Origin of the sequence: Azospirillum oryzae (assembly GCF_008364795.1) — a bacterium.
Classification (GTDB): Bacteria; Pseudomonadota; Alphaproteobacteria; order Azospirillales; family Azospirillaceae; genus Azospirillum; species Azospirillum oryzae.
In genome coordinates this window covers 221029-238438 of record NZ_VTTM01000001.1, presented here as the reverse complement: position 1 = coordinate 238438, position 17410 = coordinate 221029, and the positions used below count along the sequence as shown (strand labels likewise).

The 17410-nt window shown below is 64.4% G+C and carries 17 protein-coding genes; 8 read left to right on the top strand and 9 right to left on the bottom strand.

Annotation, left to right across the window (positions count from 1 at the left end; all coding sequences use genetic code 11):
* The first annotated feature begins 269 nt into the window (after window positions 1–269).
* The 4 genes from metC to FZ938_RS01110 all read left to right on the top strand — a co-directional run bounded on the left by metC (window position 270) and on the right by FZ938_RS01110 (window position 3763).
* Complete coding sequence (gene metC / locus FZ938_RS01125; RefSeq protein WP_149196879.1) at window positions 270–1448, top strand: cystathionine beta-lyase; 1179 nt, start codon at window positions 270–272, stop codon at window positions 1446–1448.
* 29 nt (window positions 1449–1477) lie between these two features.
* On the top strand, window positions 1478–1912 hold the full coding sequence (gene hisI / locus FZ938_RS01120; protein ID WP_149196878.1) for a phosphoribosyl-AMP cyclohydrolase: 435 nt from the start codon (window positions 1478–1480) through the stop codon (window positions 1910–1912).
* Between the two features lie 560 nt (window positions 1913–2472).
* Window positions 2473–3156, top strand: coding sequence for a calcium-binding protein (locus FZ938_RS01115; RefSeq protein WP_149196877.1), 684 nt, complete (start codon window positions 2473–2475; stop codon window positions 3154–3156).
* A 124-nt stretch (window positions 3157–3280) separates the two neighbouring features.
* Window positions 3281–3763, top strand: coding sequence for a PRC-barrel domain-containing protein (locus FZ938_RS01110; protein WP_149196876.1), 483 nt, complete (start codon window positions 3281–3283; stop codon window positions 3761–3763).
* An 86-nt stretch (window positions 3764–3849) separates the two neighbouring features.
* Here FZ938_RS01110 and FZ938_RS01105 read toward each other — a convergent pair whose 3' ends face one another.
* Both FZ938_RS01105 and FZ938_RS01100 read right to left on the bottom strand, forming a co-directional pair.
* Entirely contained in the window at window positions 3850–5361 is a 1512-nt protein-coding gene (locus FZ938_RS01105; protein ID WP_149196875.1) for a TRAP transporter large permease, read from the bottom strand.
* An 18-nt stretch (window positions 5362–5379) separates the two neighbouring features.
* Window positions 5380–5880, bottom strand: a complete 501-nt coding sequence (locus FZ938_RS01100) for a TRAP transporter small permease subunit (protein ID WP_246457412.1) — start codon at window positions 5878–5880, stop codon at window positions 5380–5382.
* Between the two features lie 507 nt (window positions 5881–6387).
* On the opposite strand from FZ938_RS01100, the gene FZ938_RS01095 reads away from it, so the two are divergent.
* Window positions 6388–8079: a methyl-accepting chemotaxis protein gene (locus tag FZ938_RS01095; protein WP_149196873.1), complete on the top strand. Its 1692-nt coding sequence runs from the start codon at window positions 6388–6390 to the stop codon at window positions 8077–8079.
* 53 nt (window positions 8080–8132) lie between these two features.
* Here FZ938_RS01095 and FZ938_RS01090 read toward each other — a convergent pair whose 3' ends face one another.
* The 4 genes from FZ938_RS01090 to FZ938_RS01075 all read right to left on the bottom strand — a co-directional run bounded on the left by FZ938_RS01090 (window position 8133) and on the right by FZ938_RS01075 (window position 12764).
* Complete coding sequence (locus FZ938_RS01090) at window positions 8133–8897, bottom strand: arginyltransferase (RefSeq protein ID WP_149196872.1); 765 nt, start codon at window positions 8895–8897, stop codon at window positions 8133–8135.
* Window positions 8898–8967: 70 nt separating this feature from the next.
* Window positions 8968–9945, bottom strand: a complete 978-nt coding sequence (locus FZ938_RS01085) for an alpha-E domain-containing protein (RefSeq protein ID WP_149196871.1) — start codon at window positions 9943–9945, stop codon at window positions 8968–8970.
* The gene (locus FZ938_RS01080; RefSeq protein WP_246457411.1) at window positions 9942–11324 is read right to left on the bottom strand and encodes a circularly permuted type 2 ATP-grasp protein; all 1383 of its coding nucleotides are present in this window, start codon (window positions 11322–11324) and stop codon (window positions 9942–9944) included. Before FZ938_RS01080 ends, FZ938_RS01085 begins: the two co-directional genes overlap by 4 nt.
* A gap of 288 nt (window positions 11325–11612) precedes the next feature.
* Window positions 11613–12764: a flagellar motor protein MotB gene (locus FZ938_RS01075; RefSeq protein ID WP_149196870.1), complete on the bottom strand. Its 1152-nt coding sequence runs from the start codon at window positions 12762–12764 to the stop codon at window positions 11613–11615.
* Between the two features lie 343 nt (window positions 12765–13107).
* On the opposite strand from FZ938_RS01075, the gene FZ938_RS01070 reads away from it, so the two are divergent.
* Window positions 13108–13599: a flavin reductase family protein gene (locus FZ938_RS01070; RefSeq protein WP_149196869.1), complete on the top strand. Its 492-nt coding sequence runs from the start codon at window positions 13108–13110 to the stop codon at window positions 13597–13599.
* 23 nt (window positions 13600–13622) lie between these two features.
* On the opposite strand, the gene FZ938_RS01065 is transcribed toward FZ938_RS01070, so the two are convergent.
* Genes FZ938_RS01065 through FZ938_RS01055 form a run of 3 tightly spaced genes read right to left on the bottom strand, consistent with a single transcriptional unit; the run spans window position 13623 to window position 14951 of the window.
* Window positions 13623–13907, bottom strand: a complete 285-nt coding sequence (locus FZ938_RS01065; RefSeq protein WP_149197637.1) for a DUF1488 family protein — start codon at window positions 13905–13907, stop codon at window positions 13623–13625.
* A 35-nt stretch (window positions 13908–13942) separates the two neighbouring features.
* On the bottom strand, window positions 13943–14599 hold the full coding sequence (locus FZ938_RS01060; protein WP_149196868.1) for a DUF6134 family protein: 657 nt from the start codon (window positions 14597–14599) through the stop codon (window positions 13943–13945).
* Between the two features lie 49 nt (window positions 14600–14648).
* Window positions 14649–14951 carry an SCP2 sterol-binding domain-containing protein gene (locus FZ938_RS01055; RefSeq protein ID WP_085089532.1) on the bottom strand — a complete coding sequence of 101 codons (303 nt, stop codon included), beginning with the start codon at window positions 14949–14951 and terminating at the stop codon, window positions 14649–14651.
* A gap of 171 nt (window positions 14952–15122) precedes the next feature.
* Between FZ938_RS01055 and FZ938_RS01050 the strand changes: the two genes are divergently transcribed.
* Window positions 15123–16871 (top strand): long-chain-fatty-acid--CoA ligase, encoded by a 1749-nt coding sequence (locus FZ938_RS01050; RefSeq protein ID WP_149196867.1) that lies wholly within the window; start codon window positions 15123–15125, stop codon window positions 16869–16871.
* A 114-nt stretch (window positions 16872–16985) separates the two neighbouring features.
* Entirely contained in the window at window positions 16986–17378 is a 393-nt protein-coding gene (locus FZ938_RS01045; RefSeq protein WP_149196866.1) for a MerR family transcriptional regulator, read from the top strand.
* Window positions 17379–17410 lie beyond the last annotated feature (32 nt).

The following is a 17410-nucleotide window of genomic DNA, read 5'->3' as shown; positions in this document are numbered from 1 at the left end:
TGACGACGCGCCGACCACGCCGGCCAAGTGAACCCCGGGGCTCCCTCGCGGGCCGCCCCTGTGGGGATCGCGACGCAGCCATGCGCGTGGGACAAGAGTGTATCAAGTTGATCCCGCTTGTCGAATCATCCGTGCATTTGTGGTGATACCAGACTATACCGCCGGCTGACGGCACTTCGGCGCAATCGGCGTTGGCCGCGGGGCCTTCGGAATGACACAATGTTCGGCTCCGCCGCACCGGGATGCCGCACCAGCCAAACGGACAGTCGATGAAGGACGTCACGAAGGACACGATTCTCGTTCATGCCGGCCGCGATCCGCGGAACAACCACGGCATCGTCAATCCGCCGGTCTATCACTGTTCGACCGTGCTGTTCCCGACGCTTGACGCGCTGGAGGAAAGCGACCGCAACACGCTGGAAGGCGTGCACTACGGCCGCATGGGCACCCCCACCACCTTCGCCTTCGAAGAGGCGGCGGCGGCGCTGGAGGGTGGTTACCGCGCGGTGAACACCGGCTCCGGCCTCGCCGCCATCGCCATCGCGCTGTCGGCCTTCACCAAGGCCGGCGACCATGTTCTGATCACCGACAGCGCCTATGGCCCCACCCGCCGCTTCGCCAAGGAGACGCTGGCGCCCTATGGCGTGGAGGTCGAGTTCTACGATCCCTGCATCGGCGCCGGCATTTCGGCGCTGCTGCGGCCGAACACCAGCGTGGTCTTTCTCGAATCGCCGGGCTCCCTGACCTTCGAGGTGCAGGACGTGCCGGCCATCGCCGCGGCGGCCAAGACGGTTGGCGCCACGGTGATGATCGACAATACCTGGGCGACGCCGCTGTTCTTCCGCCCCTTCGACCATGGCGTCGACCTGTCGATCCATGCCGCCACCAAATATATGGTCGGCCATGCCGACGCGATGCTGGGCGTCATCACCTGCCGGGACGAGGAAAGCTGGACCGCGGTGAAGAAGGCAGCCACCCGTTTCGGCGTCTGCGGCGGGCCGGACGACCTCTATCTCGGTCTGCGCGGACTGCGCACCCTGTCGGTGCGGATGCGCCAGCATCAGGAAAGCGCTCTGGCGCTCGCGGACTGGCTGGCCGCCCGGCCGGAGGTGACGCGCGTGCTGCACCCCGCCCGCCCCGATTTCCCCGGTCACGAGTTGTGGAAGCGCGACTTCACCGGATCGAGCGGCCTGTTCTCCATCATCATCGATCAGGTTCCGCGCAAGGCGCTGGCGGCGATGCTGGACGGGATGGAGTTGTTCGGCATGGGCTACAGCTGGGGCGGGTTCGAAAGCCTGATCCTGCCGACGCGGCCGGCTGCGGTGCGCTCCGCCACCCGCTGGACCGATCCGGGACAGGTCCTGCGCCTGCATGCCGGCCTGGAAAGCCCCGACGACCTGATCCGCGATCTTGAGGCCGGCTTCCGCCGGATGGCCGCCGCCCTCTGAGCGGCAGGCCTGTGAAGGAGTGATTTGCCATGACGGACACACCGTCGATCGATGTTGGCCCCTTTGAAGAGGTGCTGGCCGCCATCCGCTTCACCGCCGACGGCCTGGTTCCGGCAATCGCCCAGGCCGAGGGCACCGGCGAAATCCTGATGATGGCCTGGATGAACCGCGATGCGGTGGTGGAGACGCTGTCCACCGGCCGCGTCTGCTATTGGTCGCGGTCGCGCGGCGGCCTGTGGCGCAAGGGCGAGACCTCCGGGCAGGTGCAGCGGCTGAAGGATTTCCGGGTGGATTGCGACGGCGACACCCTGCTGCTGATCGTCGAACAGGACGGCGTCGCCTGCCACACCGGCCGGCGCAGCTGCTTCTATCGGGCTTGGCGGGCTGGAAAGCTGGAAACGATCCAGGAGGTCGAAACCGACCCGTCCGTTCTCTATGGCGGGCATTCGCACAGCCACGGCTGAGCGGGAGGACGATGAGGACGCGGTTCGGCGCCGCCGCCGGATTTCTTGATCCACATCAAAGCGGCACCCCCGCCAAAGGGTATACACACCTTCTTGTCTCTAACCCTCCCTGTATATGACTGCGCCGGGCGCTCCTTATGGACGCCCGGTTATTTTTTGTGCCGATCCCCGGATCCGCAATCGTAGACAGCGGAGGGCGCATTTGCGCCGCCGATCTTCTTTCGGACGATCCGTTCCGACAGTGTATTTGCCTGCGGCCTACTGCCCTCCCGTCCGTGCATCGCCTTCGGCCGGCTGCCCTGTGCCCTTCCGCCGGCTCGGAACTGCCCATAAGAGGAACAAAGTCTCTGTTCCATCACAGAAAGATCCCGCTTTCGATCACAAATGCGTCGAATAAAGAAACATTAAATATGATAAATCAAATCAAGGTTCAGTTATCTGTGTCATCTCTCCTTGTCCCGTTTGTACTGCCCCTTTATCGCTTTTCGACCGCCCCGGCCCCATGGTTAACATCTGGTTAATCGTTAACAGCACGTTAACGGCACTGATGGAGAGACGCCATGCGCCAGTTTTGGGGGACTTCGAACAACGACGCCATGACCGGCACCGCCTATGACGACCGGCTCGACGGTCTGGATGGCGACGACCGCATCAACGGCGCCGGCGGAAACGACCTGCTGTATGGCGAACGCGGCAATGACTCGCTGATCGGTGGGCTGGGCAACGACCAGTTCCATGGCGGCGACGGCAACGACTGGCTCGGCGATCCCTATGGCGGCAACGAGGCCGGCAACGATTCGATGTGGGGCGATGCCGGCAACGACCAGCTGTTCGGTGGCGACGGCAACGACTGGCTGAACGGCGGCACCGGTGACGACATCGTCAAGGGGATGCGCGGCGACGACACGATGATCGGCGGCGCCGGCAACGACACGCTGTACGACAGCTATCGCGACGGCGGCGCCGACCTGTTCCAGCCGGGTACCGGCAACGACCAGATGGTCAGCTACACCGACGGGCAGGTCGACCGCTTCCTGATGGAGCAGGCGCCCGGCGGCTTTGGGCAGGACACCATCAACTATTTCGAAAAAGGGGTCGACCAGATCGAGTTCCATGGCTACGCCGCGTGGGAGATGGGCATGACCAGCAGCGGCTCGACCTCGGTCTTCACCTTCACCGACGGTTCGTCGCTGACCGTGGACCAGATCGGGCTCAGCGCCGGCCACGATTTCATCTTCACCTGACCTGTCCAAATGGAGGTCTTTCGCGGGCGATGGGGTCACCCCGTCGGCGCGAGGGACCTCCGGCCACGCTCGTGCTGTTTTAAGGGCGGACATTTCCGCGCCGTCAGCAAAAGGGCCAAGACCGATGGATCACCGCCGCCTTTCCCTGCGCATGCCCCTCCCCACCTTGTCGGCTCTGGTCATCCTGCCGGTTTTGGCATTGGGCGCCTGCGCCAGTTCCGACATGGGCGGCGTCCCATCGGCGGAAGTGGCGACCAAGCCACCGGTGGAACTCGTCGGACTGACCGTGCAGACGCCGGACGGCCGCCGCATCCTCGGCAACGTCAGCGATCTCGTGATCGGACCGACCAACCGGGTGGAACAGGCGATCGTCACCGTCGGCGCACCGCGCTACCCGAACGAGCACAAGGTCGTGGTCGCCAGCGACAACCTGCGCTACGCCCGCAATCGTCAGGCGGTGATCCTGACCGGTATGACGGCGGAGGAGTTCGCCGCCCTGCCGCCCGTCGCCGGAAGCGACCGCATGGTTTCGCTCGGCAGCGGCGGCGCTCTCCCCTCCACCGGAACCGCGCCGACCAACTGGGCCGGTGCCACCAAGTCACGCTGACCCTTTCCCCTGCGAATGCGCATCAAAAAGAAAGGGGCCGGATGAACCGGCCCCTTTTGCTTGTCCAGGTCTTGTGACGGTCGCCGTCACTTGCCCTGCAACTGCTTCATGATGTCGTCGTTCGGGCTCGACTCCGGCTGCGCCGGAGCGCCGAAGGGCGGAGCCACTTCTTGGTTGTCGAAGGCGGGAATTTCGATCTTCACGTCGTTCAGGTTGATAGCCGGTCCCTTGTCGCGGCCGGCATCGACCAGCTGCGGGAAGCCGATGACGAGACCGACCATGATGATCTGGATGACGACGAAGGGAACCGCACCCCAATAGATCTGGCCGGTGGTGATCTTTGCGATCTTCTTCCCGGTGATCTTGTCGAGATAATCGGTTTTCGGCGCCACCGACCGCAGGAAGAACAGCGCGAAGCCGAAGGGCGGGTGCATGAAGCTGGTCTGCATGTTGACGCCCAGCAGCACACCGAACCAGATCAGATCGATGCCCAGCTTGTCCGCCACCGGCCCCAGCAGGGGGACGATGATGAATGCCAGCTCGAAGAAATCGAGGAAGAAGGCCAGGACGAAGACCAGGATGTTGCAGACGATCAGGAAGCCAAGCTCGCCGCCCGGCAGGCTGGTCAGCAGATGCTCCACCCACAGGTCGCCGTTCACCGCGCGGAACACCAGACCGAACACGGTCGAACCGATCAGGATGAACACCACGAAGGACGACAGCTTGGCAGTCGCGTCCATGGCCTGACGCATCAGGCCCCAGCTCAGCTGCCGCTTGGCGAGCGCAAGCAGGATGGCACCTGCCGCGCCCATAGCGCCGCCCTCCGTCGGGGTGGCGATGCCGATGAAGATCGTGCCCAGAACCAGGAAGATCAGCACCAGCGGCGGCACCAGCGACGTGATGACGCGCAGCAGAAGCTTCCAACCGCGCAGCGAACGGGCTTCCAGCGGCAGGGCCGGCACCATCTCCGGCTTGATGATGCTGGTGAGCAGGATGTAACCGGCATAGAGCCCGGTCAGCACGAGGCCGGGGATCAGTGCGCCGGCATACATGTCGCCGACCGAGCGGCCGAGTTGGTCGGCCAGAACGATCAGCACCAGCGACGGCGGAATGATCTGGGCCAGCGTGCCCGACGCGGCGATCACGCCAGTCGCGATCCGCCGGTCATAGCCGTAACGCAGCATGATCGGCAGCGAAATCAGGCCCATGGAGATGACCGAGGCCGCGACCACGCCGGTCGTCGCCGCCAGCAGCGCGCCGACGAAGATCACCGCATAGGCCAGACCGCCACGGATCGGACCGAACAGCTGCCCGATGGTATCGAGCAGATCCTCGGCCATGCCCGATCGTTCGAGGATCAGGCCCATGAAGGTGAAGAATGGGATCGCCAGCAGCGTGTCGTTGCGCATGATGCCGAACACGCGTTCCGGCAGCGCCTGCATCAGCGCCGGGGTCAGAAGACCCAGTTCGATGCCGATCAGACCGAAGACCAGTCCGTTCGCGGCAAGCGCGAAGGCGACCGGGAAACCCATCAACAGGAAGAACACCAGCGCGCCGAACATCAGCGGCGCCATGTTGGCGGTTACGAACTCGACCATCTGGGGTGCTCCCGGTCCTTAGGAATGGCTGTGCATCTTCTCGCCCGGCTCGTCACGATGGCCGGTGAGAAAACCGATGCGCTTGATCAGTTCCGAGACACCCTGCGCGGTCAGCAGGAAGAAACCGACCGGGACCAGAAGCTTCACGGGCCAGCGGATCAGGCCGCCGGCATCGCTCGACATTTCGTTGGTGACGAAGCTGTCCATGAACATCGGCCAGGACAGCACCATGATCAGGATCGTCATCGGGAACATGAAGACGATGATGCCGAAGATGTCGACCCAGGCCTGTACCCGCTTGGAAAAGCGGCCCAGCACGATGTCGATGCGGATGTGTTCGTTGCGCAGGAAGGTATAGCCGGCGCACAGCAGGAACACAGCCGAGAACAGATACCATTGCAATTCCAGCCACGCATTGGAGCTGGTGTTCAGCCCATAGCGGACCACCGCGTTGACGGAGCTGACGACGACGGCGACCAGCACGAGCCAGTAGGCGAGCTTGCCGATGCCTTCATTCATGGCATCGATCAGCCCACTTAGTCTGAGCAGACCTCTCAAAGGAGAAACCTCCCTGTTGCGGGGGCGCGGCTTGGGCCGTCCCCTTTTGCTTTTGTTGCAGCCGCGCTGCGCGCGACAGGTAGCAACCCTCTCTCGGTTGGAGGGTATACCAAAAGATAGGATTGAACGGGACTATTCCTTTCCCGCCCCCCAGCGGCAAGGCCTACGTTGGAGCTACGTAGAATCCCGTAGATGCGCACTGCGGAATGCGTCGCAATTCGCAGCGCCTGCGTCAACTCGCCACACCGTAGGTCCCGCCGCATGGGTCGCCGGTCGATCTTGAAATCGATCATCGCCGGCCAAGCCCTTGCTTTTCTTGCAACTCCACATAACGGAGCCCGATGGCGCATTCCTTGCTCAGGCAGTCGGATGCCCTATCGCAGACGCCCAAAGAGGCGTGGCGATATGGTGTCTGCCGGTTTTAGCGCCTTTTCAATCAGCACCGTTGCATTTTGCAGGAGATGGGGAATGACGTGGCTATCGAACATGACGGTTCGAATGAAGTCGATCGCTTCCTTTACAGCAGTAATAATCATATTTATTGCGTTTGGAGGCTTCTCTATCCTGCAGATGTCGTCGATGAACGATAAGTCTCTCGAAATCAGGAACAATTGGCTTCCGTCCGTGGCTGCGGTCGCCAATCTTTACACACTGTTCGATTACTACCGCATCAATGAGGGTGCGCACATCATCTCAACCTCGGACGAGGGCATGCGCGTCGAAGAAAACACCCTGGAGGAGATTCTTAAATCTTTTGAACAGGCCGATAAGATCTATGCGGCCATGCTGACGCCAGGATACGAGACCGAAACCTATCAGGCGTTCAAGTCAGCATGGGACGGTTATCTGAAAACCAGCAAAACCGTTCTGCTTCCACTCTCGCGCAAGAACCAAACCGAAGAAGCTGGTTCCGTCTTCCGTGGACAAGCAAGAGATCAGTATAGGACGGCAAAAGGCCTTTTGCAGAAGCTGATCGACTTCAATACGCGCGAGGGCGCAAAGGCGGCTGACCAAGGCCAGAACCTGTACGAAAACGGCAGAATCCTCATCATGGTTTCTTCCGGCCTAGTTGCCGTGATCTGCATCGGCATCGCTGTTTCCATGCTGTCCACCGTGGTTCGGCCGATCCAGAAGCTGACCACGATCATGGGCCGTCTCGCGAACCGGGAACTTTCGGTCGCCGTCGATGGAACGGAGCGGAAGGACGAGTTGGGCGCCATGGCCAGAGCGGTCCAGATCTTCAAGGACGGTCTGATCGAGGCCGACCGGCTCGCCGCCGCCGAGGCCGCCGAACAGCAGACCAAGGCGCGGCGTACCGCGGCGATCGAGCGTCTGCTGGCCTCCTTCGAGACGTCGTCCGGCGCCGCGTTGCGCACCGTGGCGTCGGCCGCGTCGGAACTGGACGCCACCGCGCACGCCATGTCGGCGATGGCGCAGCAGACCAGCAGCCAGGCCACCGTCGTGGCGTCGGCCGCCGAACAGACCAGTGCCAACGTCCAGACGGTCGCGACCGCGACCGAGGAGATGGCCAGTTCCATCCGGGAGATCGGCAGCCAGATCGCCCGCTCGGCCGACATTGCCGGCAAGGCGGTGACGGAGGCGGCGCAGACCAGCGACGCGGTGCGCAGCCTCGCCGATGCAGCCCAGCGGATCGGGGCGGTCGTCGAACTCATCAACTCCATCGCCAGCCAGACCAACCTGCTGGCGCTGAACGCCACCATCGAAGCGGCGCGGGCAGGAGAGGCCGGCAAGGGCTTCGCCGTGGTCGCCAGCGAGGTGAAGAGTCTTGCCGGCCAGACCGCCAAGGCGACGGAGGAAATTGCCGGCCAGATCGGCGCCATCCAGCAGACGACCTATGGCGTGGTGACGGCGATCACCGGCATCGGCGGCACCATCGGCCGCATCAACGACATCACCACCGGCATCGCCGCGGCGATCGAGGAGCAGAGCGCGGCGACCAACGAGATTTCGCGCAATGTCCAGCAGGCCGCTGCCGGCACGCAAGAGGTGACGGGCAGCATCGTCCAGGTCAATCAAGCCGCAGGCGAGGCCGGCAATTCCGCCGATCAGGTGCTGGGCGCCGCCAGCGAACTGTCCAAACAGGCAGAGTTGATGCGCCGGGATGTCGAGAAGTTCCTGAGCGACATCAAGGCAGCCTGACGTCGGCGGTCATCTGGGAAGGGCGCATCGCCGTTGGTGCGGCGGCGATGCCTCTACTCTCCATTCCTGATCGGTCCGTCCATGTCCCGAGCGATCTCAGCCGGGCGCCAGCCGTCCTCGCCCAGGCATTCCAGTGGATGGAACTTCGCCTTGTAGGCCATCTTTCGGCTGTGGGCGATCCAATAGCCGAGATAGACATAGGGCATGCCGGCCAGCCGCGCCCGTTCGATCAGGCCCAGGATCATGAAGGTGCCCAGGCTGCGACGGTCCTGCGCCGCGTCGTAGAAGCTGTAGACCGCCGAATAGCCGTCCGACAGCCGGTCGGTCAGCATGCAGCCGACCAGTTGGCCGCGCTCGTCCCGCGCCTCCAGCAGGTTGGTGTCCGCCCTGCCCTCGTCCACCATGGCGGCGAAATCACCCATCGCCATGCGGGCCATGTCGGAATCGCCATGGCGGGAGTTCTGGTAGAGCGCGAACAGCCGGTACTGCTCCGACGTGGCGTAGGCCGGGCGTTCCGCCAGCGTCACCCCCTCGTTCAGCTTCAGCACCCGGCGCTGCGACCTAGTCGGCACAAACTCCGCAACCGGTACGCGCACCGGCACGCAGGCCTGGCAGTTGGGGCAGACGGGCCGATAGACGATGTCGTGGCTGCGGCGGAAGCCGGCGCGCGACAGGGTCGAGTTCACCTCGGTCGCGAAGGGACCGATCAGGCGGGTGAACAGCTTGCGTTCCACACGTCCGGGCAGATAGGGGCAGGGCATCGGCCCCGACCGGAAGAATTGCTGCAATGGACGCTGCGGCGGCTGGATGACCGACATTCTGACCGACAACCACCACGACAGTGAGGAGGAGGCGGAGGAGCGTGAAACCCCTCCGCCGGACCTGAGCTTACTGCGACTGGCTCTGAACTGCCAGAGGAGGCTGTACGCCGAAGAAGGCTTGCGCGATCTCCGTGGTCACGATGCTCAGCTGCAGCTGTATCCAATCGAGATATTCGTGCAGGCCGTCACGCAGCACGGCATCGATCGGACGTGACAGCAGCGCGGCCAGCAGCTCGTCCACCCGCTCCATCGCCGCCGACCCGCCGCGCAGGTCGTAGCGCGAGCGCATCCGCGTCAGCACCCCGTCGATCTGCCGCACGCACATCACGACAGAGCGCGGAAACCCCTCGTTGAACAGCATGAAGCCGGCGACCGTGGTCGGCGACATGCCGCGGGGATAGACGCGACGGAAGGCGTGGTAGCCGGCGGTGCAGCGCAGCACCGTCGTCCACTGGCTGACGTCCAGCGTGGACCCGACCTCGGCCGACGACGGCAGCAGCGTGTGGTACTTGATGTCGAGCAGGCGCGTGGTCTGGTCCGCCCGCTCGATATACTTGCCCATCTGGTAGAAGTACCAGCCCTGGTCGCGGTAGAAGGTGCCCTCGGTGATGCCGGTGTGGGTCTGGCATTCCTCCTTGATCCAGGTGCAGACCTTGGACAGGTTCTGCGTCGCCACGTCCTTGACCGACATCTCCAGCAGCTTGTTGTGGAACACGTTGATCTGCGTCCACATCTCCGTCGAGATCCAGGGGCGCAGGGTCCGCGCATTCTCCCGCGCCATCCGCAGCATCGACAGCAGCGAATTATGGTTCTGCGCGTCGAACATGTAGTAGTGGATCACCGCTTCCGCCGTCGGGCGGTCGTGGCGGCTGAAGAAGTCCTTCTCGTCGGCGTTCAGCTGGACGATGGAGAACCAGTTGGTGGCCCCGCGGGTGTCGCGCGCGAAGGTTTCGTGCACGTCCAGAATGCGGGCCAGATTCTCGGCCCGTTCCATGTAGCGGGCCATCCAGAAAATGCACTCGGCGTAACGGGACAGCAGGTTCATGCCGCACCACCTTCCAGAACCCAGGTGTCCTTGGAGCCGCCGCCCTGGGACGAATTGACGATCAGCGTGCCCTTCTTCAGCGCCACGCGCGACAGGCCGCCGGGCAGGACCCAGGTGCTCTTGCCGGTGATGGCGAAGGGGCGCAGATCGACATGGCGCGGCTCGATGGCATCGTCGCAGACGGTCGGGCAGACCGACAGGTCGACGACCGGCTGGCTGATGTAATTGGACGGATCGGCCAGCAGCTTGGCCCGGCAATCCTCCAGCTCCGCCTTGCTGGCGCGCGGGCCGATGGTGATGCCGTAGCCGCCGGCCTCGCCCACCGGCTTCACCACCAGATCGGCCAGATTGTCCAGCGTGTATTGCAGGGCGTCCGGCTCACGGCAGATGCGGGTGTCGACGTTGGGGATGATCGGGTCCTGGTCCAGGTAGTATTTGATCATCCGTGGGACGTAACAGTAGACCGCCTTGTCGTCGGCCACGCCGGTGCCGATGGCGTTCGCCAGGGCGACATTGCCCTTGCGGTAGGCCTCCAAAATGCCGGGCACGCCCAGCAGGCTGTCGGGATTGAAGGCCTTGGGATCGAGGAAGGCGTCGTCAAGCCGGCGGTAGATCGAATGGACCGGAGCCAGACCGTTGGTCGTCTTCATGAAGACGCGGTCGTTTTCCACCACCAGATCGCGCCCCTCCACCAACGGCACGCCCATCTCGCGCGCCAGGAAGATGTGCTCGAAATACGCCGAATTGTAGGTGCCCGGCGACAGCAGAACCACCTGCGGATCGTCGACCGGCGCGATCTCCATCATGGCATCGAGCAGCTTGTGGCCGTAATTGTCCACCGGGCGGATGCCGATGTCCTGCAACAGGTCCGGAAAGACCCGCTGCATCATATGGCGGTTCTCCACGACATAGGAGACGCCGGACGGAACACGGCCATTGTCCTCCAGCACGCGGAAGGTGCCGTGACGGTCGCGCACCAGATCGGTGCCCATGATGTGGATGTAGGTGTTGAAGGGAACGTCCAGCCCGATCATCTGCGGGCGGAAATTATGGTTCCCCTCGACCAGATCCCGCGGGATCACCCCGTCCTTCAGGATCTTCTGGTCATGATAGATGTCGTGCAGGAACAGGTTCAGCGCGGCGACCCGCTGCGTGACGCCTGCCTCCAGATGCTTCCATTCCGGTGCGGAGATCACCCGCGGGATGACGTCGAACGGCAGGATGCGGTCGACGGCGTCCTTGTCGGAATAGACGATGAAGGTGATGCCGAGATTGTATAGCTCCCGCTCCGCATCCTGCGCGCGGCGGCGCAGTTCATCGAAGTCGAGCGCGGCCAGCCTCTGGCGGATCAGCGCCGTATGTTCGGCCGGCAAATCCATGGCTCCGAACAATTCGTCGAAGTACAGGCCAGGATTGTAGGATGACAAAAGGTCGGACGGTTTGCCCTCGGGTACGCTCACAGACTCCCCCGCGCTTGTATCTGACCGATCATCGCGGGCCGGGCGGCATCGCCCCGGCCATGTCGCATTGTGCAGGAAGTATGACCCAACGCCGCGCGCTTTGAACAGGGCAAACGCGCGTGCCGTTGTGCGACGCGATGACAAAGCAAGAATTCGGATGCCGGCGATTCCGGAAATTAGCGCCAAAGTACCGGCGGCACCGAAGACTTATCGTGCTTTGGTGGGGGCGCCGCCGCCGCCGGACTGGCCGCCGGCCGCGGGTGCCGCCTGGGTCTCGCGCAGCAGGACCATGGTGATGCGGCGGTTGCGCGGGCTGTTGGGCTGATCGGCGACCAGCGGGTCGCGGTCGGCCTTGCCGACGACGTCCTGGATTCGCGAGGGGTCGATGCCGCCGGTCAGCAAGGCGCGGCGGGTGGCATTGGCCCGCTCGGTCGATAGATCCCAGTTGTCGCGGCCGGAACCTGAGGGGAACGGTGTGGAATCGGTGTGGCCGCTGATCGACAGCTTGTTGGGCAGCTTCGACAGTGCCTTCGCCACCTGCTGCACCAATTGGCGGGTCTGCGGATACATCTGGCCGGAGCCGCCGGGGAACATCGACACGCGGTCCTGGTCGACGATCTGGATGCGCAAGCCTTCCGGCGTCTGGTCTATCATCAGGTTCTGGGCCAGCGGCTCCAGTTCCGGCACCGACTGGATCGCCTGACGGATCTCGGTGGCCGCCTGCTGGAACTGGCGGGCCTCCTTGGCCGCGCCCTGCAGGCTTTCCATCGCCTCCTTCACCCGCTCGCCGAAGTCGGACAGCTTCTCGCCGGGCTTCTGGCCGGGGATGCCCAGCTGCTTGGCCATCTCCTCCATCCGCTTCTGGAACTCGGCGCGGGTCTCGCTGGGCTTCTGGTCGGCGACGTCGGCATCGGAGGCCGCACCGTTCGCCGCCGAGTCCTTGCCCGATTTTCCCGGACCGGTGCCCTGTCCGGGTCCGACGGCCGATTCGGTCGGGTCGTCGGCGTCGTCGGTCTGCTGCGACGAATAGCCGGGCGGACCCGACACCGGCACATCGGCCGACATCGGCGAGCTGGGGGAAATCTGCGCGCCCGGCACCGTGATGGTCTTGCCGCCCAGCATGCCGCCGGAGCCGGACTGTTCGCGGCTGACCGACACGGGCGAGAAATAGTCGGCGATGCCCTTGCGCTGGTCCGAGGTGGTGACGTTCAGCAGCCACAGCAGCAGGAAGAAGGCCATCATCGCGGTCACGAAGTCGGCATAGGCCACCTTCCACGCACCACCATGGTGGCCGCCGTGCCCGCCCTTCTTCTTCTTGATGATGATTGGCCGCTCGTCGCCGCCGGAATTCCCGCTCATGCCCTGGCCGTGGCGAATGGTTCGAGGCCCGAAGGCCGATTTCCGCGCGCGGCGCCGCGGTGGACGCGGCGGCTGTCCGCCGCGGCAAAACCCTGACCGGGTTTGATTAAGATCCGTTTAACGACGTTGCCTCCACGGGAGGTGCGACGGAGATCGGGCGGAGATGCGGGGCAGATGTGGTGGGGGATGCGACGGAGATGCGGCTTGCACCGGATGGCGTGCTGGATTAATTCGCGGTATTTCCTACTTTCAATGTCATCTTCGGCCACTCAGGGGGCCTTGCACGGGTCCCCTGCCGTCTTCTCCGCCAGCCCCTCCACTTCGGCCCACACCACAGGACGTCATGACCACCGAACAGCCGATCGATCCCCTTGCGTTCCGTTCCGCCCTCGGCTGTTTCGCCACCGGGATCGCCGTCATCACCACAATCGCGCCAGACGGGCTGCCGCTGGGGGTGACGGTGAACTCCTTCTCGTCCGTGTCGCTCGATCCGCCGCTGGTGCAGTTCTGCCTGGGCCGTGCCGCGATGTCCTTCGAGGCCTTCAACGTCGCCCCGCATTTCGCGGTGAACATCCTGGCCGCCGACCAGGAGGAGCTGTCGAACCGCTTCTCCCGCCGCGACCTGCAGGAGCGCTGGGCAGGGCTGGAGACCACCACCGGCCGCGGCGGCGTCCGCCTGCTGACGGGCTGCCTCGCCACGTTGGAATGCGACCGCGAGCATCTGCTGGATGGCGGCGACCACGTCATCGTGCTGGGCCGCGTCCGCAATCTGACCTCACGCGAGGACGGCGACCCGCTGCTGTATTTCCGCGGCCGCTACGCCCATCTGGATTGATTTGCGGGGGCTGACGCTTCGGTTCAGCCGGCCGCGCGGTGAAGGTCGCGGCCGGTCAGGTGGATGTTGGCATCGGGGTCGAGCGCGCGGGACATGATGCGCTGTTCGGTCGCCCGTTCGAACAGGGGGCGGTTCATGCAGACCTGCTGAACCGCCTCGTCCGGCTTCGGCATGTGGCCGACGATGCCCTGCAACGTGCGGCGGGTGACGAAGACCCGGCCCTGATATTCCCCGACCTGCACCGCGAACTCCACGGCGTCGGCCTCCTCGTTCCAGAAGGGGTCGTCGGGAAACAGGAAGATCGGCATCGGGTCCTCGTTCACTCAGGATTCATCGGCGGAATTCACTTCAGGACATAGGTGATATCATAGCCGCTGCGTTTGAAGCGCGTCTTCAGCAGCGTGCCGTCCGCCGCATACCACAGGTCGCGTTCCACATCGCCCTCGATGCGGTGGTGGGCGGCCTCGGTCGCCTTGCCGCCGGCCTCCACCGTCTCCGCTCCGATCTTGCGCGAAGCCACCTTGTAGGGAGCCGCGTCGATCACCGACAGAAGCTCGCGGTGCTTCAGCACGTCCGTCGTCCACAGAGTCAGCGGCAGGGCGCTTGCCGGCGCCTGCTGGGATTTGCCGTCCACGACCAGCTGGTAGCCGCCGGGATCGCGCGCCATGTCCATCTTGTGCGGGGTGCCGTCGTCGTCGGTGGTGGCGGTCATCGATTCCAGAACGCCGCCCTTCCACATCTCCTCCCGCTTGTGGTCGTAGCGGAAGTTGATGAACAGCACCTTCACCCGCGTGGTGGCGGTGACAGTGACCTTGGTGCGGTCGCCCTGCAGTTCGATCTTCACCTGTTCGGTGCCGATGGGGTCCTCGCCCATCAGGATCTGGTAGGTCAGCGTGCGCGCGGTCGCCTGCGCGGAGGCCGCACCCGGCAGACCGGCCAGCAGCGTGGCCGCCATCAGGGCAGCGGACAGGGTGGCGCAATTGGTGCGCATCGTCGTCATGTTCGTTTCCTCCCGGTTGATTTGGTGGGCGGCTCTTCCGGCCGCGTCGTCAGTCGTCCAGCAGCTGCGCCAGCTTCATCGCGACACCCATCGAGCCTTCGACCTTCAGCTTGCCCATGGTGAAGGCCAGCATCGGGTTCAGCTTGCCGTTGATGAGCTTCTGCAGGTTTTCCGGCGAAATGCGGATGGTGCAGTCGGACTCGGCGTCATCGCGGCTGATGCTGATCGGGCTGGCGCGGCCGTCGACCCGGATCACCTCGCCCTCCTTGCCCAGCAGGAAGCGGACCGAGGCGTTGAGCGAGCGCAGATCGCCGCTGCGGCTGCGCAGTTCCTGCAGAATGTCGTCGACCATGAAAGCGTGCCCTCAGGATTGTTCGTAGGACTGGTCTTGACAGTAGGCGCGCATTACGTTTACGTCAACGTCATAACGAAAGCGTTTCAGACGCCCGCCGCTTGTCGATGCCGCCGTTCGGTGCCGGCCGTCAGGTGATCCGGAACGCGCCACCGCCAAGGGGAGCGAAGCATGCCCGAGCCGCTTGCGCAGAGCGCCAATCCGCCGACCACCAATGCCAATGGCGCCGCCGCCAATGACACCGTCCATCCCTGGCTGGCGCACTATCCCAGGGGAATCGCCTGGGACCAGACCTTCACGCCGATGCCGCTGCACATGCTGTTCGAGGAGGCGGCCGGGAGCTATGCCGACCGCCCCTGCCTGGACTTCATGGGCCGCCGCTACACCTACGCCGAGGTGCTGGCCCTGGTGAACCGCGCCGCCCGCGGCTTTCAGGATCTGGGCGTCGGGCCGGGGGTGCGGGTGGGGCTGTGCCTGCCCAACTGCCCGACCTACGTCATTTCCTATTTCGCGGTGCTGAAGGCCGGCGGGACCGTGGTCAACTACAACCCGCTCTATGTCGAGCGGGAGTTGGAGCACCAGATCACCGACTCGCAGACCGAGATCATGGTGACGCTGGACCTGAAGCAGATCTACCCGCGTGTCGGGGCGATGCTGACGCGCACGCCGATGAAGCGGATCGTCGTCTGCCGCATGGCATCCATCCTGCCGGCGATGAAGAAGGCTCTGTTCAGCGTGCTGAAGCGCGGTGAACTCGCCGCCGTGCCGCGCGACGACCGCCATGTCGATTTCGACAGCCTGCTTGCCAATGACGGCACGCTGCGGCCGGTGCGCATCGACGGGCTGCGCGACGTCGCCGTGCTGCAATACACCGGGGGCACCACCGGCGTGCCCAAGGGTGCGATGCTGACCCACCACAACCTGTTGTCCAACGCGCGGCAGGTGCAGGCCTGGTTCCCCGAGGTGGCGCTGGGCCGGGAGCGCATGCTGGCGGTCCTGCCCTTCTTCCATGTCTTCGCCATGACCGTGGTGCTGAACATGGGGCTGGCCTGTGGGGCCGAACTGATCATGCTGCCGCGCTTCGAGACCGAACAGGTGCTGAAGACCATCGCCAGGCGCAAGCCGACGCTCGTCCCCGGCGTGCCGACCATGTACAAGGCGCTGCTGGGCCATCCGCAGGTCGGCCGCTATCCGATGACCTCGATCCGCTACTGCATCTCCGGCGGCGCGCCGCTGCCGATGGAGCTGAAGCGCCAGTTCGAGACGGCGACCGGTTGCGTGCTGATCGAAGGCTACGGCCTGTCGGAAGCCTCCCCCGTCTGCGCCGCCAACCCGCTGAACGGCGTCAACAAGGAGGGGTCGATCGGCCTGCCGCTGCCCGGCATCGCCATCGAGATCCGCGACCTTGAGGATCCGGCCCGCAAACTCGGCATCGGCGAGAAGGGCCAAGTGGCGATTGCCGGACCCAACGTCATGGCCGGCTACTGGGGCCGGGCGGAGGAAAGCGACCGCACCGTGGTCGACGGATTCCTGCTGACCGGCGATGTCGGGACAATGGACGAGGATGGATACGTCTTCCTGCTCGACCGTCTGAAGGACCTCATCATATGCAGCGGCTACAACGTCTATCCGCGCATGATCGAGGAAGCGATCTATCAGCATCCCGACGTTGTCGCCGCCTGCGTCATCGGCCTGCCCGACGATTACCGGGGCCAGACGCCGAAGGCCTTCGTGCAGTTGAAGCCCGGCGCGAGCCTGACGGCGGATGCTCTGCGCGACTTCCTGCGCGACAAGATCTCCCGCATCGAGATGCCGACGGCCATCGAGTTCCGCGAGGAACTGCCGAAGACCGCCGTCGGCAAGTTGTCGAAAAAGGAACTGATCGCCGAGGCGAAGCAGGCTCTATCGAACGGAGGATGACCCGAAGTCACCGCGTTGACCCGGACGTAAAGGGAAGCCTTATCACGCGACGGCAGCTGTGCTACCAAACGGAAGGCGCATTGTGCCGAACGCAAACAAAAGGTCTTCCCAGGGATGGAACAGCTCTACACGGTCAACCAGCTTGCGGAGGAGCTGGGCATCACGCCGCGGGCCCTGCGCTTCTACGAGGTCAAGGGGCTGCTGGCGCCGAACCGCGTCGGCAACAACCGGGTCTACACCAAGCGCGACCGCGCCCGGCTGAAGCTGATCCTGCGGGGCAAGCGTCTGGGCTTCTCGCTGGCCGAAATCCGCGAATATCTCGACCTCTACAACGTCAATGGCGGGGTCGAGCAGCAGAAGAACCTGTTGAAGCGGGTGCAGAAGCGGCTGAAGGACCTCGCCCAGCAGCGTGAGGACCTGGAAGCCACCGTGCAGGAGCTGCGCGACATCGAAGAGCAGGTCAACAACACCCTGGCGGACCTGAAGACCGCCGCGAAGGACAGCTGACCGGTCGGGCGCCCATCGTGCGCCGATCGGCC